Raw genomic sequence first — 24064 nt, 5'->3', positions numbered from 1 at the left:
GTACGGATCGCCGGATGGCTGGAACTTTGATCCTCCCATTGTATTGAGGCACATCAAACTTCACCCCCGGCGGTCCTCTTCTCATCGAGCCGCCCTCTCCCCCTCCGGAGCGGCATGACAACCGAACAGATCCTCTCCTTCTCCGTGATCGCCGGGATGATGGCAGTCTTCATCTGGGATCGCTTTCGCTACGATGTTGTGGCTTGCTGCGCGCTTGTGGTGGCCGTCGCGCTTGGCATCGTAAAACCTGGAGACGCCTTCTCGGGCTTTTCGGATGACATCGTCATCATCGTCGGCAGTGCCCTTGTGGTCAGCGCCGGCGTGGCTCGCTCCGGCATCGTGGACGTTGCAATCAAGAAGTTCTTTCCGAACCTGAATTCGGTCCGAACGCAGATGGCCCTGCTGATGATTGTCGTGGCGGTCCTCTCTGCCTTCATCAAGAACATTGGCGCACTGGCAATCATGATTCCCGTCGCGCTGCAGTTTGCCAGACGGGCTGGCGTCTCTCCCTCGCGCTATCTCATGCCGATGGCGTTCTCCGCCCTCCTCGGCGGCCTGATGACGCAGATCGGCACATCTCCGAATATCGTCGTTTCACGCCTGCGCGGCGAAATGACGGGCACTCCGTTCAGCATGTTCGATTTCACTCCCGTCGGCGGGTTGCTGACGCTCGTCGGCGTGACCTTCCTGATGTTCTTCTACTGGCTCGTTCCGGAACGACAGAAGCAATCGAACAGCATTGAGGAAGCAGTCGAGATCTCCAACTACGCCTCGGAGGCAACCGTTACCGGACAATCGACCATGATGGGCAAGCCGTTGGCCGAACTCCTGAAGCTGGGCGATGGCGAAGTGGTTGCAAGGGCAGTATTGCGCGGCCATTCCCGCATGTCCCCTTTTCCTGATATCATCCTGCGTGAAGATGACTCTGTGCTTCTGGAGGGTCGCTCGGCGGCATTGGAACGTGTGGTTTCCAGCGCAAAGCTGCGCTTGTCCGGCAAGGCCCTGAATGGCCCCGGCAAGGTGGAGCAGGATCTCATCTCCATAGAGGCGGTCATTTCGCACCAGTCGCCTCTTTCAGGCGTCTCAGCCCGCAATCTAGCTCTATCCTATACGCGGGGAATAAACCTGCTGGCGGTCAGCCGCCGCGGTGAACGGCTGAGGGAGCGATTGAGTGATCTTGTGCTCAGAGAGGGTGACGTAATCGTGCTGCAAGGCGCGCGCACGACGTTGCCCGGCGTGCTTCAGGATCTGGCGCTCTTGCCGCTGGCGCAGCAGGAGATCATGCTTGGCACGCAGCGCAAGGCGCTCATTCCCATCATCATCTTGGCCTTGGCCATGGTTTCCACGGCCCTGGGCTTTGCGCCGGTTGCTGTTGCCTTCTTCGCCGCGGCACTCGGTATGGCAGTTTTCAAGGCGGTGCCGCTGAATGATCTGTACAAGGCCGTCGACGGACCCATCCTCGTCATGCTGGGAGCTTTGATCCCGGTGTCAGATTCGCTTCGAACGACGGGAGGAAGCGAACTCATTGCAGGCTGGCTGGGACAAATAGCGCACAGCCTGCCACCCTATGGCGCCATCGCGCTCATCATGATCACCGCCATGGCGGTTACCCCGTTCCTCAACAATGCGGCAACCGTGCTCGTCATGGGACCGATCGCTGTCAGCTTTGCGACGACCTTGGGCTTCAAGCCGGAAGCCTTCCTGATGGCGGTTGCCATTGGTGCGGGCTCCGACTTTTTGACGCCCGTCGGTCATCAATGCAACACGCTTGTCATGGGACCCGGTGGCTATCGATTCTCGGACTATCCGAGGCTCGGGCTACCTCTATCGATCCTGATCGTTCTGGTCAGCGTGCCCGCGCTTTTATGGTTCTGGCCTGTTCAATAAGGGTCGAATTTGCCAAAAATCTTGACGCTTGCGGCGGAATATGCGCTAAGGCCAGCCAATCCGAATAGTGAGGCTTGCGTCCTTCTGACGCGCCATTTCCTTTTTTGAGCAGGCACAAATGAGCACTTCCGGCGTCCGCGTCCGCATCGCACCTTCTCCAACCGGCGAGCCGCATGTCGGCACGGCCTATATCGCGCTGTTCAACTACCTCTTTGCCAAAAAGCATGGCGGTGAATTCATCCTGCGCATCGAGGATACCGATGCCACCCGCTCGACTCGCGAATTCGAGCAGAAGGTGCTGGATGCGCTGCGCTGGTGCGGTCTGGAGTGGAAGGAAGGCCCCGATGTCGGCGGCCCCTACGGTCCCTACCGCCAGTCCGACCGCAAGGACATGTACCAGCCTTACGCGCAGGAACTGCTGGACAAGGGCCATGCCTTCCGCTGCTTCTGCACGCCGGAGCGCCTGGAGAAAATGCGCGAGGAGCAGCGTGCCAGCGGCAAGCCTCCGGGCTATGACGGTCTGTGCCTGCGCTATTCCGCTGAAGAAGTAACCGCAAAGATGGAAGCGGGCGAAGCCTCCGTCATCCGCATGAAAATCCCGACGGAAGGCGCCTGCGAATTCAACGACGGCGTCTACGGCGACGTGTCGATCCCATGGTCTTCGGTGGACATGCAGGTTCTCATCAAGGCCGATGGTATGCCAACCTACCACATGGCAAACGTCATCGACGACCATCTGATGAAGATCACGCATGTGGCGCGCGGCGAAGAATGGCTGGCATCGGTTCCGAAGCACATCCTGCTCTATCGCTATTTCGGCTGGGACGAGCCGAAGTTCATGCATCTGTCTCTGATGCGCAATGCCGACAAATCCAAGCTCTCCAAGCGCAAGAACCCGACGTCGATTTCCTATTATTCGGCACTCGGCTACCTGCCGGAAGCGCTGATGAACTTCCTCGGCCTGTTCTTCATTCAGATCGCGGAAGGCGAAGAACTTCTGTCGATGGAAGAACTGGCGGAGAAGTTCGACCCGGACAACCTCTCGAAGGCGGGTGCGATTTTCGACATCCAGAAGCTCGACTGGCTGAACGGCCGCTGGCTGCGTGAGAAACTCACGCCAGAAGAATTTATTGCCCGCACCATCGAATGGGCATCGGAAAATGGCCGCCTGACGGAAGGTCTGAAGCTCGCCCAGAGCCGCATTTCGAAGCTCGGCGAACTTCCAAACCTCGGTGGCTTCCTGCTCTCATCGGATGTGGGCCTGACGCCCGCCTCCTTCGGCGGTCTGAAGACCTCGCCTGCGGAGACGCTGGAGATCATCAATACCGTCCAGGCCGATTTCGAAAAGATGCCGGAGTGGACGACGGAATCGATCGATCAGGAACTGCGCGCGGTGGCCGACAAGCTGGGCAAGAAGCTGCGTGTGGTGACCCCACCGCTCTTCATCGCCATGTCGGGCAGCCAGCGCTCGCTGCCGCTGTTCGATAGCATGGCGCTGCTTGGCCGCTCCGTGGTGCGCCAGCGGCTGAAGATTGCCGCAACCGTGGTGGCATCCCTGGTGGGCGCCGAGAAGTAATAGCCGGAGCCGCCGTTGCTGGCGGCATTCGAAACGAAGATGGCCCCAAAAGGCGATAACCGATGACCGAACAGAAGACCGAAACCGCCCTCTCCTCCGACGCGACCGAAGTGCGCCGCCAGAAACTGGCGCTGCTGCGCGACAAGATTGGCGATGTCTATCCCGCGCACTTCCACCGCACTATGACGAATGCGGAACTGGCAGCCAAATACGAAAGCCTTGAGCCTGACGTCGAGACGCAGGATATCGTGACGGTCGCTGGCCGCGTCTATTCCTCGCGCAATTCCGGCATGTTCATGGACATCCGCGACGCCTCGGGCAAGGTGCAGATCTTCAGCCACAAGGACACGACGCCAGAGGCCGCCCGCGAGATGCTGTCGATGATCGACATCGGCGATATCATCGGCGTCACGGGTGTTGTACGTCGCACCAAGCGCGGCGAGTTGACGATCAATGCGCATGAAATCACCATGCTGACGAAGTCGCTGCTGCCGATGCCGGAAAAGTGGAACGGCATCGCTGACGTCGAAATCCGCTACCGCAAGCGTCACCTCGACATCCTATCGAACGACGAAAGCAAGTTGCGTTTCCAGCAACGCTCGAAGATCGTGTCCGGCTTCCGTCACTTCCTGGAAAGCGAAGGCTTCCTCGAAGTCGAGACCCCCATGCTGCAAACGGTTTATGGCGGCGCGACGGCTGATCCGTTCAAGACCTTCCACAACACCTTGAAGATGGACATGTATCTGCGCATCGCGCCGGAACTGTTCCTCAAGCGCACGCTGGTATCCGGCCTTTCGGACAAAGTTTTCGAGATTAACCGCAACTTCCGCAACGAAGGCGTCTCCACCCGGCACAATCCAGAATTCACCATGATGGAATGCTACTGGGCCTATGCCGATTACGAGGACATGATGGCGCTGGTTGAGCGCCTGTTCGAGCATCTGGCAACGTCCGTCCACGGCACGACCGATGTGGTGTTCGGTGACAAGACGCTCTCCTTCAAGGGACCGTTCAAGCGCGTTCCGATGCCCGATGCGGTGAAGGAAGCAACGGGAATCGACTTCCTCTCCATCAAGACCGATGAAGAAGCGCGTGCTGCCGCAAAGGCCGCCGGTTTCGAGGTCGAGAAGGACTGGACCTGGGGCGAATGCTTGGCCTTCATCTTTGAAGAAAAGGTGGAAGGCACACTGATCCAGCCAAGCCACGTCACGCATTTCCCGAAGGACATTTCGCCCTTTGCCAAGGAAGTTCCGGGCGAGCCACGTCTGGTTGAACGCTTTGAGACCTATTGCAATGCCTGGGAAGTGGGCAATGCCTTTTCGGAACTCAACGATCCGGAAGAACAGCGCCGCCGCATGGAAGAGCAGCTGGAGCAGGCGCATGCTCGCGGCGAAAAGGACAAGCAGCTGGATGACGAGTTCCTGGATGCGATCGATCAGGGCATGCCGCCTGCCGGTGGTCTGGGTATCGGCGTCGATCGCCTGATCATGCTACTCACGAATGCACCGTCCATCCGCGACGTGATCCTCTTCCCGGCCCGTCGCAACAAGGCCGACTGATCAAACCCTTCGAAGTGCAATTGAACAAGGCCCGCCGCAAGGTGGGCCTTTCGCGTTTTGAGACTATCAGTGCGAGGGCTTCGGTGCAGGTGCCGCTTTCGGCGCGTCAGTGGGTGCTGCCACCTTCATCGGGTCGATGCCATCGCCTTTTCCGCTTGCCTTGCCCGCAGAGTCATGAGGCTCCGGCTTGCCATCCGCGGAAGCGGTCGGCGCAGGCGAGACAGGCTTTTCGGTGACGGTCGGTTTATCGCTACCGAAGATCATGCCCTTGATACGATCCAGAAAACCCGGCTGTTCTGCCACCGCTGTATGTTCGGGGCTCGGCGTCGTGTGATCGCCCGCCACCTCGGTCTTCTGTTCCGCAGTTCCGGCATTGGCAGGCTCTGCTCCATGGGGGGCAGCTTCAGCCGCCTGCGATTTGTTGCCGAAAATCATGTTGGTCAGCGAGCTTACAAGACCTTCGCTTTTCGGTGGCTCTTCGTGACCCGCGCCCTCAGCCGCAGGCGCGTGGGCGTCCGGGGCCTTCTCGCCATGACCTTTATCTGCTGCAGGCTTGTCGTGACCGGAGGCTTCGCCGTGACCCGACTTGGCCCCATGATCACCGCCCTTGGCACCCTTTGCTCCCTTGGCAGGCTTTGCGCCATGGGGATCAGCGGCTTCGGGAACGATCGGAGACGCACAGTCTTCGAAATCCTTGAGGGCAGCAGCCATCACCTCAAGATCTTCCAGCGGCGGAGAGATCTTCAGGCCGAAAAATTCCCCGTGATTGGCTGCCCCTTCAACGTAGAAGCCGGAAAGAACCGGATCACTCGGATCTGGCGCTTTGGATGTGTCGGGAATGTAAATGACCTGGGCACCGATCGCCCGCCCGCGCATGGCTGCCCGTTGCGTCGGTCCGTTCTTGTCAAGAACGGTCACCTGGACCAGATCTGCTTTCTCCGCCTTCTGGACCGCCTTTGCGACCCGAACCGCTGTCTTCAACCGCTGCGGACCATCCCCGCCTTCGGCGAAAACAAATCGTCGCACCCAGGAATGACCTTCCTGCTTAAGCTTGATTTCTTGAAGCGTCGTGCATTTGAGGCCGTTCACCTCTTCCCAGGACGGACCAAGCAGCTTGTCGGCACCCACATACAGGGCTGCTGCTCCGCTTCCACCGATCAGAAGCAGTCCTCCTCCCAGAATCATGACGAGAGTGCGTGACAGTCGTATTTTTACGCCTTTCACGCCCGGCACTCCGGCATGCTTAACTCCAATCGACGCAATACAAATCTCGAGACGAGGCATCCTCCATCATTACTCTTGAAGAAGCTTTAATACGGGCCCGCAATCCACAGCCTGACGATGCATCAATTCGAAACAGAACACGTAAGCCGATGGCTTGATGCAAGTGATTTGCAATAGCATTGACACTTGAAGTTATGCCGCTACATTGTAATGCGAACCATTTGCAATAAGGATCCGATACCGTGTCTCTGTTCCGCCTTGCCGTGCCTCTCTGCCTTGTTTTCTCGATGCTTGCCGCCAGCAGCCACGCTGCCGAAAAGCCGAAAGTGGTGACGACCTTCACCATCATCGCGGATATGGCCCGCAACGTTGCAGGCGATGCAGCCGATGTGGAAAGCATCACCAAGCCCGGTGCGGAGATCCATAATTATCAACCGACCCCCCGCGACATTTTGCGCGCAAGAGATGCAGACCTGGTTCTGCGCAACGGCCTCAATCTGGAACAATGGTTCGAAAAATTCCTGGTTAATCTCGGCAAGGTACCGAGCGTCACCGTATCGGACGGGGTCACTCCCATGGCGATTGCTGGCGGAGCCTATCAGGGCAAGCCAAACCCGCATGCCTGGATGTCGCCGGAAAATGCGCTGATCTATGTGGAGAATATTCGCAAGGCGCTGGTTGGCATCGATCCGGCGAATGCTGAGACCTACAACAAGAACGCCAAGGCCTATAGCGACCAGATCCGCGCTGCTGTTCAACCGATGCGCGATACCTTGTCGAAGCTGCCGGAAAACAACCGCTGGCTCGTCACAAGCGAAGGTGCATTCTCGTATCTGGCCCGCGATTTCGGCATGAAGGAACTTTACCTCTGGCCGGTGAATGCCGACAGTCAGGGCACGCCGCAGCAGGTCAAGGCGGTCATCGATGCGGTCAAAGCCAACAAGATCGGCGTCGTCTTCTCGGAAAGCACAGTGTCGCCCGATCCCGCAAAGCAAGTCGCCCGCGAAACGGGCGCCCGTTATGGCGGTGTCCTCTATGTGGATTCTCTGAGCGAAGCGAACGGCCCTGTTCCGACCTATCTCGACCTCTTGAAGGTCACCACCAGCACCATCGCGAAAGGGCTTGCACCATGATGATGGGCAAATCGAAGCGCTTCAGCGCGGGGCTGTCGGTCAGCCATGTGACGGTCGCCTACAAGAACGGCCATGTGGCGCTGCGCGATGCAAGCTTTACCATTCCCAAAGGCACCATCACGGCACTCGTCGGCGTGAACGGCGCCGGAAAATCCACGCTGTTCAAGGCCATCATGGGCTTTGTCGGTCTGGCGGAGGGTCAGGTGGACATGCTGGGCATGCCGGCCAGGCAGGCACTGAAGCAGAACCTGGTTGCCTATGTTCCGCAGGCGGAGGAGGTGGATTGGAACTTCCCGGTTCTTGTGGAAGACGTGGTGATGATGGGGCGCTACGGCCACATGAATTTCCTGCGTATTCCCTCTCGCCGCGACAAGGACATGGTGACGGAAGCGCTACGGCGGGTCAACATGGAGGCCTTTCGCAAGCGCCAGATCGGTGAACTTTCGGGCGGTCAGCGCAAACGCGTTTTCCTTGCCCGCGCACTGGCGCAGGAAGGTCAGGTCATCCTGCTGGACGAGCCCTTTACCGGCGTGGATGTCACTACCGAGGAACAGATTATCGCACTTCTGAAGTCCCTGCGGGATGAGGGACGTATCATGTTGGTCTCAACCCATAACCTCGGCAGCGTTCCTGATTTTTGCGACCGCACTGTCTTCGTGAAAGGCACGGTCATCGCCCATGGACGCACCGAGGACACGTTCAACGAAACCAATCTGGAAAAGGCGTTCGGCGGGGTCTTGCGGCATTTCATTCTCGGCGGCGCAGACCTGCATGACGACGATGATGCGCGCCATGTACGTGTCATCACCGATGATGAACGCCCCTACGTAACCTATGGCAAGGACGCAGGAAAGCTCGTTAGAAAGCCACCCGCCCCGCCGGAAAAGAGTGAACAGAAGCAGGAAGCGACGCATGTTTCAGACGCTTCTTGAACCCTTCACCTACAGCTACATGCTGGACGCCATCTGGGTCAGCGCGCTGGTCGGTGGCGTCTGCGGCTTTCTGTCGGCCTACCTCATGCTCAAAGGCTGGTCGCTCATAGGCGATGCCCTGTCCCATGCCATTGTGCCCGGTGTGGCAGGTGCCTATATGCTGGGCCTTCCCTTCGCGCTCGGTGCCTTTCTGTCCGGCGGACTGGCGGCCGGTGCCATGCTCTTCCTTAATCAGCGCACACGATTGAAGGAAGATGCGATCATCGGACTGATCTTTACGTCTTTCTTCGGGCTTGGCCTGTTCATGGTGTCGCTCTCGCCGACCTCGGTGAACATTCAAACCATCGTGCTCGGCAATATTCTGGCCATCACGCCGGAAGACAAGCTGCAATTACTGCTGATCGGCGGCATCAGCCTTGTGATCCTGACCCTGAAATGGAAGGATCTGATGGTGGCCTTCTTTGATGAGAACCACGCGCGCACCATTGGCTTGAGACCGGACCTGCTGAAAGTGCTGTTCTTCACGCTGCTGGCCGCATCCACGGTCGCCGCTCTCCAAACAGTGGGCGCCTTCCTCGTCGTTGCAATGGTGGTCACGCCCGGTGCGACCGCTTATCTCCTGACCGACCGCTTTGAGAAACTGATTGCCATGGCCGCCGGTATCGGCGCCATAACGAGCTTTGTAGGTGCCTATGCCAGCTATTTCCTCAATGGCGCAACGGGCGGCATCATCGTCGTGCTGCAAACCCTGATCTTCCTGGCAGCCTTCGTGTTCGCGCCCAAACATGGCGTGCTGGCAGCCCGTAGACGCCGGAAACTGACCCTGCAGGAGGCGGCATGAGCGAGCTTCTTGAATGGGCCATCCTGCCCTTCCAGCTTCCCTTCATGCAGAATGCTTTTTTGGTCACGCTGATGATCAGCGTTCCCATGGCCATGCTGTCCTGTTTTCTGGTGCTGAAGGGCTGGTCGCTGATGGGAGATGCAGTCTCCCACGCCGTTCTTCCGGGTGTGGTTCTGGCCTACATGCTCTCCCTGCCGCTCGCGCTCGGGGCTTTCGTGGCAGGGCTTATTTGCGCCATCGGCACCGGTTTCATCAAGGAAAACAGTCGCATCAAGGAAGACACCGTGCTCGGCATCGTCTTTTCCGGCATGTTCGGGCTGGGTCTTGTCATGTATGTCGCTGTGAAAAGCGACGTGCATCTCGATCATATCCTGTTCGGTGACATGCTGGGCATTGGGCCTGCCGACCTTCTACAATCCGGATTGATCGCTCTGGCCGCAACGCTCTTTCTAGGCGTTTTGCGAAAGGACCTGCTGCTGCACGCCTTCGATGCCCAACATGCCAAGGCGATCGGCCTTCCAGTGACCGTACTGCATTACGGCTTGCTGACGGTCCTGTCTCTGACAGTTGTAGGCGCGCTGACAGCCGTTGGCATCATTCTCGCGGTCGCCTTTCTGGTCGCTCCGGGTGCAATCGCCTTTCTGATGACGCGTCGGTTCCACACCATGCTTCTGACATCTGTTGGCGTCGCATTCGGCTGCTCATTCGTGGGCATCTATGCGAGCTTCTTCATCGATAGCGCACCAGCACCCACCATTGTTCTGCTGATGACGGTGGTGTTCATCCTGGCCTTCCTGCGCAACACGCTGCAAACCCGTTCGCTCTCCGAGGCATAAAGAACGGCCCGCCTGGGAGCGAGCCGTTCTCTCATGCATGGCTATCGCGGAGGTCAGGCGGCAGCCAGTTCCTTCTTCACCATTTCGCGCAGGGCAACGAGATCCTTGGCAAACAGGCGAATGCCTTCAGACAACTTTTCCGTTGCCATGGCGTCCTCGTTCAGCATCCAGCGGAACTTCTTCTCGTCGATCGGCTGGAACGCATCTTCAGTGATGTTGTCCGGCGAAAGCTTCCGTTCCAGGGTGCCTTCTGCCTTATCCAACTCATCCAGCAGCGCCGGACTGATTGTCAGACGGTCGCAACCGGCCAGAGCCTCGATTTCGCCTGCATTGCGGAAGGAGGCACCCATGACGATCGTCTTGATGTCATTGGCTTTGTAGTAGTTGTAGATCTGCCGCACCGAGATAACGCCCGGATCGGTTTCCGATGTGTATTCCTGACCGGTCGATTTCTTGTACCAATCGAGAATACGGCCAACGAATGGCGAAATCAGAAATACCTTGGCATCGGCGCAGGCAATGGCCTGAGCCTTGGAGAACAGAAGCGTCAGGTTGCAGTCAATGCCTTCCGTCTGCAGCACTTCCGCCGCCTTGATGCCTTCCCAGGTGGAAGCAAGCTTGATCAGGATGCGATCCCGCTCGATGCCGCGTTCCTTGTAGGCGGCAATGATACCATGCGCCTTCGCAATTGAGGCCTCGGTGTCGAAAGAAAGGTCTGCATCGACTTCCGTGGAAACGCGACCCGGCACCAGCTCAGCCAGGGCCGCACCGACGGAGATGGCCAGACGATCGGCAACGGCAGCCACCACAGCATCGGAAGATCCGTTCTGGCTCTTGCCCCAGCTAATCGCTTCCTTGACCTTGTCGGCGAAAGCCGGAGTGCCAAGCGCCTTGAGCACGATCGTGGGATTGGTGGTGCAATCCACCGGCTTCAGACGCGCAACTGCCTCGATATCGCCCGTATCGGCGACCACCGTGGTCATGGCGCGCAGTTGTTCAAGTTTGGATGCCATCCGATGTTCCTAACGCTAACATTTGCGGTCGGAGAGTTTGCTCTCCCATGAGCTTACTATGTGCGCTGTGCACCTCATAAGTCAAGACATTTGCTCAATCGATTTGACATTTGTTTCACGCAGGCCGATAATTGCGACGGTTTCACCAATGGAAAACAGCGGAAGCAGTGGCAAAGCTCAGACGCGAAACACATCAGGCCTATTCGGAAGCGGCATCCCTTCGGTTGCGCGCCGCGTGGCTCTATTACAATCAGGGCCTTACACAGAAGGATGTGGCAGAAAAACTCGGCATCAGCCGCTCCACCGTCATTCGCATGCTGGATGAGGCACTGAAACGCTCCGAGGTGCAGATCTGGATCAGCGAAGGGATCGATGACTGTGTCGAACTTGCCGTGAAGCTTGAGAAAGCGTTCGGTCTGGATGAGGCCATTGTCGTTCCCGCCCCGGATCGATCCGATGCGGGTGGCATTGCAAAGGCGGTAGGTCTGGCGCTTGGCCACTTCCTGACGGAAGTCGTGGCAGACGACATGACCATCGGCGTCGGATGGGGCCGCACCATGACCGCTTCGCTTTCCGGCTTTCGCCCGCCGCGGCGGGAGAACTGCAAGGTCGTCTCGCTTCTGGGCGGCATCGTTGCCGTGCATCAGACCAACCCCATCGACTATACTTGGCGCCTTGCCAGCCAATTGGGGGCGGAATGCTACATGTTCCTTGCGCCGCTTTTGGTGGATTCCGTCCAGACCAAGCGCGCCCTGATTGAGCAATGCGGCCTGAAAACGATTTACGATCTCGCCGAAAACCTTGATCTTGCTATCGTTTCTTGCGGCGATATCGGCCCGCACTCAACATCGCTATCAGAGGGCTTCATCTCGAAGAGTGAGCTTGAGGATCTGATTGAAGCCGGCTGCGTCTGCGATACCATGTTTAATTTTCTGGACGCCGAGGGGCGCACGATCAATCATCCCATCAACCAGCGGGTCATGTCGGTCGATCTGGATACTTTGAAGAAAGCAAAGCACATCGTGCTATCCTCGGGCGGGGCCCATCGAGCCCATGCCATTCTTGCCACCATCCGCCGCATCGGCTGCAATACGCTGATTACCGATGAAGGAGCGGCTCGGGCATTGCTCACTAAAGGCTAAACCTCATCTGGCCACGCCCTGGCGCCATGTTGAACAAACAATATTTCGACCGCTTCCTCGTTAACACGGTAAGCGACGATATAAGACGTTCCGCTTATGACGAGTTCCCTCGTTCCCGGAATCTCTCCAATACGGCCAGCAAATGGATTGTCGGAGACCAGCTTTTCGATCCGCGAGTGGATCTCTCGAACCAGGCGCGTAGCAGCACGGGGATTGCGCTCAGCCACAAAATCACCGATGGCCTCAAGTTCGCGAAGGTAACGCCGCGTCCAGACGATTTTCACGCTCAAACCGGATCATACTTGTTCAGTACACGAGAAATCTCATCCTCGGATGCGAACTCTCCACGGTCCGCCTCGTCAAGGCCGGATTGAACTCCCGCTATCCAACGCTCCTGCCAGGCAAGAGATCGGCCTTTGGCGAGAGCGTCTTCAATGATTTGACTTCTGGTAAGCCGCGAGCGCTCCGCCAAGAGATCGATGCGGCGGCTGATATCGTCAGAAAGTTCAATACTACTCTTCATTGCCGAATAATCTCACAAGAGAACCGCTGCATCAAGTTCCTTCACCCCTTCCCCGCTTCCCAGCCGAGAATGGCGCGCTTACGCGTTAGACCCCAGTGATAGCCGGTCAGCGCGCCACTTTTGCCCAAGGCCCGATGGCAGGGAACCACGAAGGAAATCGGGTTGCGACCAATAGCGGCACCCACTGCGCGGCTGGCGGTCGGTTGGCCGATGTCGCGGGCCACATCGGAATAGGTGACAGCTTTCCCGAAAGGAATCTTCAGCAGGCTTTGCCAGACCCGGATCTGAAAATCCGAGCCGATGAGAACCACGCGCAACGGCTCTTCGCAGGCCCACCGTCGCGCGTCGAAAACACGTGAAATATAGGGCGCGGTCGCGTCTGCGTCCTCAGCGTAATTTGCATTGGGCCAGCGTCGCGCCATGTCGTAAAAGCAGGCATCACGTCCACCCTCATCATCCGCGAAGGCCAGTCCCGCAAGCCCGCGATCCGTGACCATCACCAGCGCCAGACCAAAGGGTGATGGATGAAATCCATAACGGATCGTCAGGCCGCCGCCTTTCGCCTTCCATTCACCGGGGCTCATGGCCTCATGCGTCACGAACAGATCGTGAAGACGGCTGGGCCCGGAAAGCCCTACTTCCAGAGAGGTTTCCAGAAGCGGAAGCTCCTCCTGATGCAGCAGCCGCTTGGCGTGATCCAGCGTTACCGCCTGCAGAAAGGCCTTCGGCGAAAGCCCCGCCCAGCGGGTAAACACCTTTTGCAATTGCGTGGGCGATTGGCCGAGTTCAGCTGCGATGGCGTCCAGCGATGGCTGTTCACGATAGTCAAGGGTAATCAGTTCGATGACCTGCTTGACGATGGCGTAGTCCTCGCCAGAGGGCGTGATATCGCTGAGGGCGTCGGGGGAAGGCATAAGGGCGTTCATGGCTCGGTCCTTTTGATCGGACCAAAAAACCACGGAGCGAGCCTTTCTGCCACCCGATTCTTGCGGCGATCAAATCCGTTGCTTCACCGTCGCAAGCGCGCCACGAAACGCCTTGGCGAAACTTTCGCGATCATCCGGATTGAGGAAGGAACCGACATCGGTATGCCGCCCCTCTCCCGTCAGATGCATGGAGGTGATCCCGAATTCGTGGTGACGACGCACCCGAAACCGTGCCCAGAACGGATTGAAGCTATGCTCCACCATGCGTCCGGCAGGAGAAAACTTGCGGACGGAAACACTGGTCCGCGAGACGGTCACCTCTTCGCGGGCCCGCCCGGAACGGTAGTTCAACAAGAATGCACCCCAGAGCAGCAGGAAATCTAGACCGAAGAAAAGCCCGATCGGCCAGGCACCCGTTGCGAGGAAGAAAATCGCATGCAACATGCAAATGCCGCCGCTGATGGCGAGCATGATGCGAAAACCCCGCGGCCCCAGAGACCGGTAGGGGGTGAGTTCCGCGGCAAAAACCGGTTGTTCTTCTGTCGCCTGCACGTTGCCTTCCATCCTCTGCCTTGCGATACAAGCCATATGGCAACTCTAAAAACCTAATCCACATGCAAACCAGACAAAAGTCAAATGGCGCGGCGAGAAGCCGCAGACATGCCCGCACCGCCTACAACAAGGCGGAACTGGAAGAAATTTTCCGCCGCTTCTCTGTCCAGAGACCGGAGCCGAAGGGCGAACTGGAACACGTAAACCCCTTCACTCTTGTCGTGGCCGTTGCTCTGTCCGCGCAGGCAACCGATGTTGGCGTCAATCGCGCCACGCGCAAGCTGTTCCAGATTGCCGACACGCCGGAAAAGATGCTGGCGCTTGGCGAGGAAGGCGTCATCGAGCATATCAAGACGATCGGCCTTTACCGTAACAAGGCGAAGAACGTCATCGCGCTCTGTCAAATGCTTATTGACGAGTTTGGCAGCGAGGTGCCGAAAACGCGCGAAGAACTGATGCGCCTGCCCGGTGTTGGCCGCAAGACGGCAAATGTCGTGATGTCCATGGCCTTTGGCATCCCGACGCTCGCGGTGGATACGCATGTGTTTCGCATCGCCAACCGCATCAAGCTCGCACCCGGAACCACACCGGATGCAGTGGAGGATAACCTGCTGCGGGTCATTCCAAAGGATTACCTGTTCCACGCCCATCACTGGCTGATCCTGCATGGACGCTACACCTGCAAGGCGCGCAAGCCGGAATGCGAGGTTTGCGTTATTGCAGACCTCTGTCGCTATCCGGCAAAAACCAATGACATCCCGGCTATCCTGAAGGAATTACCGGCCCAAATGATTGGCGCTTCCGCCCTGAGCGAGGGTGAATGACGGATCGCGGCGGCTGATCGCCTTGTGGAGATGCACCATGAGGCCCGCCGCGAACAGGGGCGTCAACAGATTGACGAAGGGTATTGAAAGAAAGGCCGCGATCAGCAGACCCGCCATGAAGACGCTTGCCTTATGTTTCTGGCGGAACGCCTTTGCCTCCAACGGTGTGCGAAAACGCATGGCTGCAAATTCGAAGAATTCGCGTCCCAAAAGATAACCATTCACCAGAAAGAAGGCGACCAGGTTTACGCCGGGAATGAACAGAAGAAACAAAGCGATGAGATTGCCGACAATGACCACGCCGAGGAACTGCACAGATTCCCACATGGCGCGGCCCAGAGGCAGGGCTGCCCCTTCGGGGTCGCCCGGATAATCCCGCTTTTCAACGACTTCAGCCACATCATCGAGAAACAGGCCAGCAATCAATGCGGTGATCGGCGCAATCACAAGAGCAAGCCCGAGCGCAAGACCAATGCCGGCGGCAATGGCGAAAATGAAGGTGAGCCAACCCGCCCAGTCCGGCACCGTGGGCATGAATGCAGCAAAATAGGGCCAGACATAAAGCGCAAACACCTCGCGCAGCGCAAACCAAAGGCCGATCAGCACCAGGATTGTGAGGCCCAGAACCTTCCAGAACACCGAGCGTGTTTCCGGCGCAAAAAGGTTGATCAGCGATAGACGCGCGGCTTCGAAAATCATGGGGCTCGGCTCCTTTTTCTACCGCCCATGTAGGAGGTCGACAGGCCTACAGCAAGCAGCCTTTGATCCACGCTTTAAATCGCTTCAAGCTCGCTGCGATGCCGGTGCATCGCCATGAAGCGCTTGAAATCGCGATCGTAAAAGCCCTTCCGCTGCGGATCACATTCCCGGACCGTGCCTCCCTGATCCATGGCCCTTCCCGCCTCGGCCATGGAAGCACTGAAGCCCGCAGCAACAGAGGCGGCCATGGCAGAGCCCAGCAGAACCGCATCCGGGACCTTGGGTATGCGCACGGAACGCCCTGTCACATCGGCATAAAGCTCGACAAGCAGCGGGTTGTGAACATGTCCTCCTCCCGCATGCAACATGTCGAAGCGATAGCCGATTTCCTCCATTACCTCCAGAATATGACGAAGACCAAGAACCAGAGCGACACAGGTGCGCCAGTAAAGACGGCAGAGACCGTCGAAACTCGTATCCCGTGTCAGGCCACTGATCACACCCTTGGCGCGCGGATTGGCAAGCGGCGAACGGTTGCCGTGGAAGTCAGGCAGCACATGCAGACCCTCGCCAAAGCGTTCGCCTTCCTGCTCTCGCAAGACAAAGATACGATCAATGATCGCCTGATGGCGCGCGGCATCCGGTTCCCCGCCACTGGCGTGCATGCGCACGATGTGGTCCAGAAGTGCGCCCGTGGCAGACTGGCTACCTTCCACCAGCCAGAAACGATCAAGCGCCGCTTCGAAGAAGGGTCCCCAGAGCGACGCACCGTGGCGTTCCTTTCTGGAGAAGGCCACCAGACAACTTGAGGTGCCACCAATCAGGGCCGCATGGCCTTCAACGGCCTCATCGTTGGTAAGCACACCCGCTAGGAGCCCGAGCCCTCCGGCATAGGCATCGATGAGACCCGCAGCCACAACACATTCTTGATCCAGACCGAGTTCCTCAGCGGCTTTTGCACTCAACGTGCCGATGGCTTCACCCGGACCAGCACATCTGTCGGGCAACCCACCCTTCTCGCGAAAATCCTGCAGCCCCGCATGTGCAAGATAATCAGCGTTCCAGCCCTCGCTCTCATAGGCCAGATAATTCCACTTGGCGGTCAAGGTACTGCGCGAGCGCATGGGAGAACCGGTGGCCCGCCATGTGAGAAAGTCCGCAAGATCGAAGAAGAAGCCAGCTCCTTCCCACTGTTGCGGCATATGCCGCTTGAACCACATGAGCTTGGGGATCTGCATCTCGGGAGAAAGCGAGCCGCCCACATAGGCCAGAACGGGATGGCCCGTCGCGTTCATCTCCTCGGCTTCGGCCACCGCGCGATGATCGAGCCAGACGATGGTATCGAAACGCGGATCGCCCGTTTCCGAAACGGAGAGCGGCGTGCCTTGTCTATCGCGGATGACGAGAGAACAGGTCGCGTCGAATCCAAAGCCCGCGACCTGCGAGGCTTCCAGGCCGGATAGGGACAGGGCCTGACGTACGGCAACGCAAGTCGCGCGCCAGATATCTTCAGAATCATGTTCGGCAAAATCGGCTGGGCCACGGCGCATCTCGATCGGATGCCGCGCCTTTGCCAGCATGTGGCCATCGCGGGCAAAAATGCCTGCGCGCGCACTGGTCGTACCCACATCGACCGCGACCAGATACTCCCGCATCAGGCTCTGCTTCCCATCCCATCAGCCCCACCCTGCACAGCCGTAACCACGATCAGACGGGCGCTTCACATTCTTTTTCGACAAGGTGGATCAAATCGGACATGGCGTCAAATATGACATCTGGCTTAAGTGCGGAAATCTCGGCGCGGTAGTCCTCGCGATCGGCATGGGACCCACCCGTAAAGGCAAACACTTTCATGCCCGCCCTCTGCGCCGCCAGGATCCCGGCAGGACTGTCTTCCACGACGATACACGCCTTCGGTTCCGTGCCCATTTGTTCCGCGGCGTGAAGAAACAGGTCCGGTGCCGGTTTACCGTTTTTCACCATGGTCGCGCTGAAAATGTGAGGCTCCAGATAGTCCCGCAGCCCTGTCAGTCCCAAAGACAGCCGAATGCGCTCCAACTGGCTTGATGAGGCAACGCATTTGCGCCAGGGCAAATGGGTCAGAACCTCCGCTATACCCCCGATCGGCTGCAACTCCTTCTCGAACCGCTCATAAAGATCGCGGCGCATGCGTTCCAGAAACGTGGCATCGGCATCGATGCCGAAATCTGCACCCAGCACCGAAACAAGCGTTGCCATGCTGCGCCCCAGAAACCTCTGATAGGCCTCCGCTTCGGTCAGCTGACCACCATGGGCAGCCACCGTATCCAGAAGCACGCGGATGGAAAGCGGCTCGCTATCCACCAGCACGCCGTCGCAATCAAAGATCAACAGGGGTTCGCACGGGTTCGTCATCACCCAAGACTAACTCACCAGGCGATCATCAAGATAGAGCTGAAGTGTCTCTGCCGCGCCCTTCGTCCACAGGGTCTTCAGAGCGTGGGTGAACCGATTGCGGAAATGCTCCGAACCGGACACCGTCCCGAAAATCTCATCGAAGGTCAGAAAGGCGTTCGGATCACTCTTGGCCTGCAAGGCAGCGGCCTGAAGTTTCTCCGCACTGGCATCGTTGAAAACAACCTGTTTGCCACTATCGGTCGTCCCGGCAAAATAGCGGCACCAGAGAGCAGAAACGAGCGAGAGGCCCACGATATCCTGCCCGTGGCGCAAGCGATCGGCGGTGGATGGCAGAATGAATTTCGGCTGACGGTTGGAGCCGTCCTGCGCCAGACGCGGGATGGTATCGCCAATCTTCGGGTTGAGAAAACGGCGCTCGATAAGCTGGAAATAGTCGTCGAGATTGGTGTCCGGCACCGGCGGCACGACGGGAATGATCTCCTCCCGCTCCAGCTTGGCAAGGAAGGCGCGGATCAGCGGATGCTCCATCGCCTCATGGACGAAATGGATGTCAAGAAGCGCCGCCGGATAGGCAATCGCCGCATGACCGCCATTCAGGATACGGATCTTCATCAGCTCGTAAGGCGTGACGTCAGGAACGAACTGCACGCCAACCTTTTCCAACGACGGGCGACCAGCCGGAAAATTGTCTTCCATCACCCACTGCTTGAATTCCTCGCAGAAGACCGGCCAGTTATCGTCGATGTTGAACTCATCCGCCAGCAAATCGATCTCACGCTTGTCGGTCGCGGGCGTAATGCGGTCCACCATGGAGTTTGGAAAGGCAACATTACCGTGGATCCAGTCGGCGAAGGCCGGATCGGAAAGCCGCGCCAGACCGCAGACCGTGTTCTCCGTTACATGACCATTGCCGGGAACATTGTCGCAGGACATGACCGTGAAGGGTGCTATCCCCCTCTCACGCCGCACCTTCAGCCCTGCAAGAATAAGACCGAACACGGTCTTCGGCTGGTCCGGGGTCTCAGCATCGGCAATGATTGCCGGATGCTGAGGATTGAAATGGCCTTCCGCATCGATGAAGTAGCCGCCCTCCGTAATCGTCATCGAGACAATGCGGATCTTCGGATCGGCCAGGGCCGTAATGATGGCACTTTCGTCACCCACCGGCAGGATATCGACCATGGGTGCGGTAACACGGGCGCCAGTCTTGTTATTGTCCTGCTCGACGACGGTGGTCAGGAAATCCTGTGCTGCAAGCCTGTCACGCATGGCCTGGTCGGACGGCAGGACGCCTGCTCCAAGGATGGCCCAGTCATGGTCCCGACCAAGGTTGAACAGATCGTCCAGATAGACCGCCTGATGGGCACGGTGAAAGTTGCCGACGCCGAAGTGCAGGATGCCCGCGGAGAGATGGCCCGGATCGTAGCCGGGAACGGTGGCTGTTCTACCGGCGTCGGCGAGTGTGGAGAGAGAAAGTTTGATGGTCATCGTTCGGTCCTCGAAGGATCCCAGAATTTGAAGAGGCTGATCGCTGGCATCAGCGATCAACTCATCCAGTTGCCGCCATCGACATTGTATGTCTGGGCGACGATGTAATCGGCCTCGCGCGAGGCCAGGAATATGGCCATGCCGGTCAGGTCCTCCGCACGCCCCATGCGACCGAAGGGCACTGCCTCGCCAACCAGCCGCTTCTTTTCGCCAAGCGGACGGTTTTCGTACCTGGCGAAATGCACGTCGACGCCGTCCCAATGCTCGCCATCCACCACGCCCGGAGCAATGGCGTTGACGTTGATGCCGTGTTTGATGAGGTCAAGCCCAGCCGATTGCGTGATCGAGATGAGCGCCGCCTTGGTGGCGCAATAGACGCCCACCAGGGCTTCACCGCGACGACCTGCCTGACTGGTCATGTTGATGATCTTGCCGCCCTGCCCGCGCGAGATCATGCTCCTCGCCACGGCCTGCAGCATGAACAGCGAACCAGCGACATTGATCGAAAACAGCGTCTCGTAGCTCTGGCGCGTGATCTCGACGATCGGCGCAAGATCGAACAGCGCAGCATTGTTGATGAGAATATCGACGCCACCTGTCTTCGCCTCGACAGCCTTTACGGCTTCGTCGATACTGTCCTGGCGCGTGACATCGAGATGCACGGCATAGGCTGAAGCGCCACTTTCGTTTGCCGCCTCGGTCGCGCGCTCGAGATTGATATCGGCGATCGCAACCGTTGCACCCTCGCGCACATAGGCTTCCGCGAAAGCACGCCCGATCCCGCGTGCTGAACCGGTGATGATGGCAGATTTTCCCTGAAGACGACCGCTCACAGCGCCAGCCCCTTTTCGTTGAAGCGATACAGCTTCGTCTCGTCTGGGGTCAGGTAGACCCTGTCGCCATGGCGAACCCAAAATTCTCCGCTCGCACGGGCCGTGACAGTGCCAACCCCCTGAACCTGGATATGCATGAAGGTGTCCGAACCCAGATGCTCGGCGATGGTGACGGTGCCTTCCCAGAGACCGCTGTCACGGGAGAGACCGATATGCTCGGGGCGGATGCCGACCGTTTTCGCACCCTTGGCCTCAGCGAACTTGCCTTCAATCAGGTTCATGCGCGGGGAGCCGATGAAGCCAGCGACGAACAGGTTCGCCGGTTTGCAGTAGAGCTCCAGGGGAGAGCCGACCTGCTCGATGTTGCCGCGATTGAGCACGACGATCTTGTCGGCCATGGTCATGGCTTCCACCTGGTCGTGCGTCACGTAGATCATCGTGGTCTTGAGCTGCTGGTGCAGCTCACTGATCTCAAGACGCATGTTGACACGCAGCGCCGCATCGAGGTTCGACAGGGGCTCGTCGAACAGGAAGGCCTTCGGCTGACGCACGATGGCACGACCGATCGCGACACGCTGGCGCTGCCCGCCGGAAAGCTGACGCGGCTTGCGCTCCAGATAATCGGTGAGGTTCAGAACACGCGCCGCATCGGATACCTTGCGGTCGATCTCGCCCTTGTCCATTCCCGCCATCTTCAGCGGGAAGGCGATGTTGGAACGCACGCTCATATGCGGGTAAAGCGCATAAGACTGGAACACCATGGCAAGACCGCGCTTTGCCGGTGGCAGTTCCGTCGCGTTCTGCCCGTCGATGACGATCTCGCCGTCGGACACATCTTCCAGACCGGCAATCAGGCGCAACAGGGTGGACTTGCCGCAGCCGGAAGGGCCGACGAACACCACGAACTCGCCCTCGTTGATCTGTAGATTGATGGAGGGGATGACCTTGGCTTCGCCAAAGACCTTGGAGACGTTGCGAAGATTAATGGAACCCATCTTCGTTTTCCTTGAATAACGGCCGGCTATTTCACGGCGCCAAAGGTGAGGCCACGTACGAGCTGCTTCTGGCTGAACCATCCGAGAATGAGGATCGGGGCGATCGCCATGGTCGAAGCAGCAGAGAGCTTGGCGTAGAAAAGACCTTCAGGGCTGGAATAGGAGGCGATGAATGTGGTGAGCGGAGCAGCATTCGAGGTTGTGAGGTTCAACGTCCAGAAGGCTTCGTTCCAGGCCAGAATGATGTTCAGCAACAGCGTGGAGGCAATGCCTGGAACCGCCATCGGTGTCAGCACATAGATGACTTCCTTCATCAGGGAGGCGCCATCCATGCGGGCCGCTTCGAGGATTTCGCCAGGAATCTCCTTGAAGTAGGTGTAGAGCATCCAGACGATGATCGGCAGGTTGATCAAGGTCAGCACCACCACGAGCCCGATGCGGCTATCCAGCAGACCGCCATCCCGGAAGATCAGATAGATCGGGATGAGAGCGCCGACTGGCGGCATCATCTTGGTGGAGAGCATCCACATCAGTACATCCTTGGTGCGCTTGGTCGGCGAAAACGCCATGGCCCAGGCCGCAGGAATGGCAATGAGGAGACCCAGCAGCGTCGAGCCGAACGAGATCACCACCGAATTCCAGAAATGGCCGAAGTAGTCCGACCGGCTCTGCACCTCGTGATAGTTCTCCAGCGTCCAGTTGAAGACGAGGAAGACGGGCGGGGAAGCGATGGCATCGCCTTCCGACTTGAAGCTGGTGAGGAAGGTCCACAGGATCGGAAAGAACATCAGGAACCCGATGGTCCAGGCAATCCCGGTGAAGGCGACTTTGCGTTGGGTAGAGACTTTGCGTGCCATGGATCAAGCCTCCAGATTCTTGCCGATCATCCGGATCAGGAAGATCGCAACGATATTGGCCAGCACGACCGCGACGATGCCACCAGCAGAGGCTCCTCCCACATCGAACTGCAGAAGCGCCTGGGTGTAGACGAGATAGGTGATGTTGGTACTCTGGGTGCCCGGTCCGCCATTGGTCGTGACGAGAATTTCCGCGAAGACGGACAGAAGGAAAATCGTCTCTATCAGCACCACCACCGTGATTGCACGGGCCATGTGGGGGAGCGTGATATAGATGAATTTGGAAATCGGACCGGCACCATCCATCTCTGCGGCTTCCTTCTGCTCCTCATCCAGAGACTGAAGCGCCGTAAGCAGGATGAGTGTTGCAAAGGGCAGCCACTGCCAGGCCACGATGATAACAACCGATGTCAGCGGCGCCACCGCCAGCCAGTCTAAAGGTTGTGCGCCAAACAGCCGGAAAAGCCATGCGAACAGCCCGTTGACCGGGTTCATGAACATGTTCTTCCACACCAGTGCCGCAACCGTCGGCATGATGAAGAAGGGCGCTATCACCAGAATACGCACAATGCCCTGTCCGAACATCGGCTGATCAAGCAAAAGCGCCATCAGAATTCCGCCGATCACCGATATGGCAAGCACGCCGCCAACCAGGAGCAGCGTATTCTTCAGCGCGTCGAAGAAGGCCGGATCAGTGAGAAAGAACTCGTAATTCAGCAGACCGGTGAATTCTTCTGTGCCGGGCATCAGCAGGTTGTAGCGAAGCAGAGAGAAATAGATTGTCATGCCAAGTGGCACGATCATCCAGGCAAACAGCAGGATGACGGACGGAGCCATCATCAACCGCGCAACCGAACGCGTATGGATCGTCGCCATTTTGGCCGCCCCCAGGATATATTCAGAGAGATAAAGAACGGACGCTGAGAGAAATCTCACCGCCATCTGGACGTCCGGTGGGGTGCTCGCGCACCCCACCGAAAAGCAGATTTACTTTTTCGGGTAACCGGCCTTCTTCATTTCGCGCTCGGTCAGTTGCTGCGCGCTGGCCAGAGCCTGATCGACCGTCACCTGGCCGGCGAGAGCCGCGGAGAACTGCTGGCCAACAGCAGTGCCAATCGCCTGGAACTCAGGGATGGCGACGTACTGAACGCCTTCATAAGGAACCGGCTTGACGGTCAGCTTCTTCGGGTCAGCCGCGTTGATGCTGTCGAGCGTCATCTTCGCGAAAGGAGCCGCCTTCTGGTACTCCGCGTTCTGATAGAGCGAGGTGCGCGTGCCCGGAGGAACGTTCGCCCAGCCTTCCTTTTCGGCCACGAGGTTGAGATAGTCCTTGCTGGTTGCCCAGGCGATGAACTTCTTGGCCGCTTCAACCTTCTTGGAGCCGGCAGGGATTGCAAGGTTCCAGGACCACAGCCAATTGCCGCGCTTGCCAAGACCCGTATCGGGAGCCAAAGCGAAACCAACCTTGTCGGCAACCTTGCTTTCCTTCGGGTTCGTCACGAAGGAAGCGGCAACCGTCGCATCGATCCACATGCCGCATTTGCCGGTCTGGAAGAGAGCGAGGTTTTCGTTAAAGCCGTTGGAGGAGGCGCCGGGAGGGCCAGCGTCCTTCATGAGCTTGACGTAGAAGTCGAGCGTCTTCTTCCACTCAGGCTGATCGAACTGCGGCTTCCATTTCTCGTCGAACCAGCGAGCACCGAAGGCGTTCGAGGTGGCCGTCAGGAAGGCCATGTTCTCGCCCCAGCCAGCCTTGCCGCGTGTCAAAGCCGAATAGGGTTGCGACAGGTTGAGCCCGATAGAGACGCAACACATTAAGAGTGTCGCTTG

At 58.4% G+C, this 24064-nt stretch carries 24 protein-coding genes; 9 read left to right on the top strand and 15 right to left on the bottom strand.

Annotated features, from left to right (window positions below; all coding sequences use genetic code 11):
* Nucleotides 1-114 precede the first annotated feature (114 nt).
* The 3 genes from E8M78_RS01810 (at nt 115) to lysS (ending at nt 5022) form a co-directional block, all read left to right on the top strand.
* A complete protein-coding gene (locus E8M78_RS01810; protein ID WP_137133435.1) occupies nt 115-1887 on the top strand; it encodes an SLC13 family permease in 1773 nt (590 codons plus the stop codon).
* Nucleotides 1888-2005: 118 nt separating this feature from the next.
* Nucleotides 2006-3463 carry a glutamate--tRNA ligase gene (gltX, locus tag E8M78_RS01805; protein ID WP_137133434.1) on the top strand — a complete coding sequence of 486 codons (1458 nt, stop codon included), beginning with the start codon at nt 2006-2008 and terminating at the stop codon, nt 3461-3463.
* A gap of 62 nt (nt 3464-3525) precedes the next feature.
* Nucleotides 3526-5022 (top strand): lysine--tRNA ligase, encoded by a 1497-nt coding sequence (gene lysS, locus E8M78_RS01800; protein WP_137133433.1) that lies wholly within the window; start codon nt 3526-3528, stop codon nt 5020-5022.
* A 66-nt stretch (nt 5023-5088) separates the two neighbouring features.
* On the opposite strand, the gene E8M78_RS01795 is transcribed toward lysS, so the two are convergent.
* Entirely contained in the window at nt 5089-6246 is a 1158-nt protein-coding gene (locus tag E8M78_RS01795) for a hypothetical protein (RefSeq protein WP_205910211.1), read from the bottom strand.
* A gap of 287 nt (nt 6247-6533) precedes the next feature.
* Here E8M78_RS01795 and E8M78_RS01790 point away from each other — a divergent pair, with 287 nt between their 5' ends.
* Genes E8M78_RS01790 through E8M78_RS01775 form a run of 4 tightly spaced genes read left to right on the top strand, consistent with a single transcriptional unit; the run spans nt 6534 to nt 9988 of the window.
* Complete coding sequence (locus tag E8M78_RS01790) at nt 6534-7379, top strand: metal ABC transporter substrate-binding protein (protein WP_137133584.1); 846 nt, start codon at nt 6534-6536, stop codon at nt 7377-7379.
* Complete coding sequence (locus E8M78_RS01785) at nt 7376-8311, top strand: manganese/iron ABC transporter ATP-binding protein (protein ID WP_170973290.1); 936 nt, start codon at nt 7376-7378, stop codon at nt 8309-8311. Before E8M78_RS01790 ends, E8M78_RS01785 begins: the two co-directional genes overlap by 4 nt.
* Nucleotides 8292-9152, top strand: coding sequence for a metal ABC transporter permease (locus E8M78_RS01780; protein WP_137133432.1), 861 nt, complete (start codon nt 8292-8294; stop codon nt 9150-9152). The genes E8M78_RS01785 and E8M78_RS01780 overlap by 20 nt, the downstream gene beginning before the upstream one ends.
* The gene (locus tag E8M78_RS01775) at nt 9149-9988 is read left to right on the top strand and encodes a metal ABC transporter permease (protein WP_137133431.1); all 840 of its coding nucleotides are present in this window, start codon (nt 9149-9151) and stop codon (nt 9986-9988) included. The genes E8M78_RS01780 and E8M78_RS01775 overlap by 4 nt, the downstream gene beginning before the upstream one ends.
* A 53-nt stretch (nt 9989-10041) precedes the next feature.
* On the opposite strand, the gene tal is transcribed toward E8M78_RS01775, so the two are convergent.
* A complete protein-coding gene (gene tal, locus E8M78_RS01770; protein ID WP_137133430.1) occupies nt 10042-11001 on the bottom strand; it encodes a transaldolase in 960 nt (319 codons plus the stop codon).
* 167 nt (nt 11002-11168) lie between these two features.
* Here tal and E8M78_RS01765 point away from each other — a divergent pair, with 167 nt between their 5' ends.
* Complete coding sequence (locus E8M78_RS01765; protein ID WP_137133429.1) at nt 11169-12143, top strand: sugar-binding transcriptional regulator; 975 nt, start codon at nt 11169-11171, stop codon at nt 12141-12143.
* Here the strand turns inward: E8M78_RS01765 and E8M78_RS01760 are convergent.
* The 4 genes from E8M78_RS01760 to E8M78_RS01745 all read right to left on the bottom strand — a co-directional run bounded on the left by E8M78_RS01760 (nt 12140) and on the right by E8M78_RS01745 (nt 14156).
* Nucleotides 12140-12427, bottom strand: a complete 288-nt coding sequence (locus E8M78_RS01760) for a type II toxin-antitoxin system RelE/ParE family toxin (RefSeq protein ID WP_137133582.1) — start codon at nt 12425-12427, stop codon at nt 12140-12142. The genes E8M78_RS01765 and E8M78_RS01760 overlap by 4 nt on opposite strands.
* A gap of 2 nt (nt 12428-12429) precedes the next feature.
* Nucleotides 12430-12666 (bottom strand): ribbon-helix-helix protein, CopG family, encoded by a 237-nt coding sequence (locus tag E8M78_RS01755; protein ID WP_137133428.1) that lies wholly within the window; start codon nt 12664-12666, stop codon nt 12430-12432.
* Nucleotides 12667-12707: 41 nt separating this feature from the next.
* On the bottom strand, nt 12708-13580 hold the full coding sequence (locus E8M78_RS01750; protein ID WP_170973297.1) for a bifunctional helix-turn-helix domain-containing protein/methylated-DNA--[protein]-cysteine S-methyltransferase: 873 nt from the start codon (nt 13578-13580) through the stop codon (nt 12708-12710).
* A gap of 81 nt (nt 13581-13661) precedes the next feature.
* On the bottom strand, nt 13662-14156 hold the full coding sequence (locus E8M78_RS01745; protein WP_137133426.1) for a DUF2244 domain-containing protein: 495 nt from the start codon (nt 14154-14156) through the stop codon (nt 13662-13664).
* Between the two features lie 50 nt (nt 14157-14206).
* On the opposite strand from E8M78_RS01745, the gene nth reads away from it, so the two are divergent.
* On the top strand, nt 14207-14968 hold the full coding sequence (nth, locus tag E8M78_RS01740) for an endonuclease III (protein ID WP_137133425.1): 762 nt from the start codon (nt 14207-14209) through the stop codon (nt 14966-14968).
* Here nth and E8M78_RS01735 read toward each other — a convergent pair.
* From E8M78_RS01735 to E8M78_RS01695, 9 genes are all read right to left on the bottom strand, one after another.
* Nucleotides 14921-15667 carry a sulfate transporter family protein gene (locus tag E8M78_RS01735; protein ID WP_137133424.1) on the bottom strand — a complete coding sequence of 249 codons (747 nt, stop codon included), beginning with the start codon at nt 15665-15667 and terminating at the stop codon, nt 14921-14923. The genes nth and E8M78_RS01735 overlap by 48 nt on opposite strands.
* Nucleotides 15668-15741: 74 nt before the next feature.
* Nucleotides 15742-17322 (bottom strand): FGGY-family carbohydrate kinase, encoded by a 1581-nt coding sequence (locus tag E8M78_RS01730; RefSeq protein WP_137133423.1) that lies wholly within the window; start codon nt 17320-17322, stop codon nt 15742-15744.
* A gap of 52 nt (nt 17323-17374) precedes the next feature.
* Entirely contained in the window at nt 17375-18061 is a 687-nt protein-coding gene (locus tag E8M78_RS01725) for an HAD family hydrolase (protein WP_137133422.1), read from the bottom strand.
* A 9-nt stretch (nt 18062-18070) separates the two neighbouring features.
* Complete coding sequence (locus E8M78_RS01720) at nt 18071-19552, bottom strand: mannitol dehydrogenase family protein (protein ID WP_137133421.1); 1482 nt, start codon at nt 19550-19552, stop codon at nt 18071-18073.
* Between the two features lie 56 nt (nt 19553-19608).
* Nucleotides 19609-20385: an L-iditol 2-dehydrogenase gene (locus E8M78_RS01715; protein ID WP_137133420.1), complete on the bottom strand. Its 777-nt coding sequence runs from the start codon at nt 20383-20385 to the stop codon at nt 19609-19611.
* On the bottom strand, nt 20382-21380 hold the full coding sequence (locus E8M78_RS01710) for an ABC transporter ATP-binding protein (RefSeq protein WP_137133419.1): 999 nt from the start codon (nt 21378-21380) through the stop codon (nt 20382-20384). Before E8M78_RS01710 ends, E8M78_RS01715 begins: the two co-directional genes overlap by 4 nt.
* A gap of 26 nt (nt 21381-21406) precedes the next feature.
* On the bottom strand, nt 21407-22237 hold the full coding sequence (locus E8M78_RS01705) for a carbohydrate ABC transporter permease (protein ID WP_137133418.1): 831 nt from the start codon (nt 22235-22237) through the stop codon (nt 21407-21409).
* Between the two features lie 3 nt (nt 22238-22240).
* Entirely contained in the window at nt 22241-23113 is an 873-nt protein-coding gene (locus tag E8M78_RS01700; RefSeq protein WP_137133581.1) for a sugar ABC transporter permease, read from the bottom strand.
* 111 nt (nt 23114-23224) lie between these two features.
* Nucleotides 23225-24064, bottom strand: an 840-nt coding sequence (locus E8M78_RS01695) for an extracellular solute-binding protein (RefSeq protein WP_246658192.1), incomplete at its 5' end; no start/stop codon positions are given.

The sequence above is a fragment of the Rhizobium sp. FKY42 genome, from assembly GCF_005222835.1.
Taxonomy (GTDB): domain Bacteria; phylum Pseudomonadota; class Alphaproteobacteria; order Rhizobiales; family Rhizobiaceae; genus Neorhizobium.
This window is presented reverse-complemented; position numbering and strand designations above follow the sequence as displayed.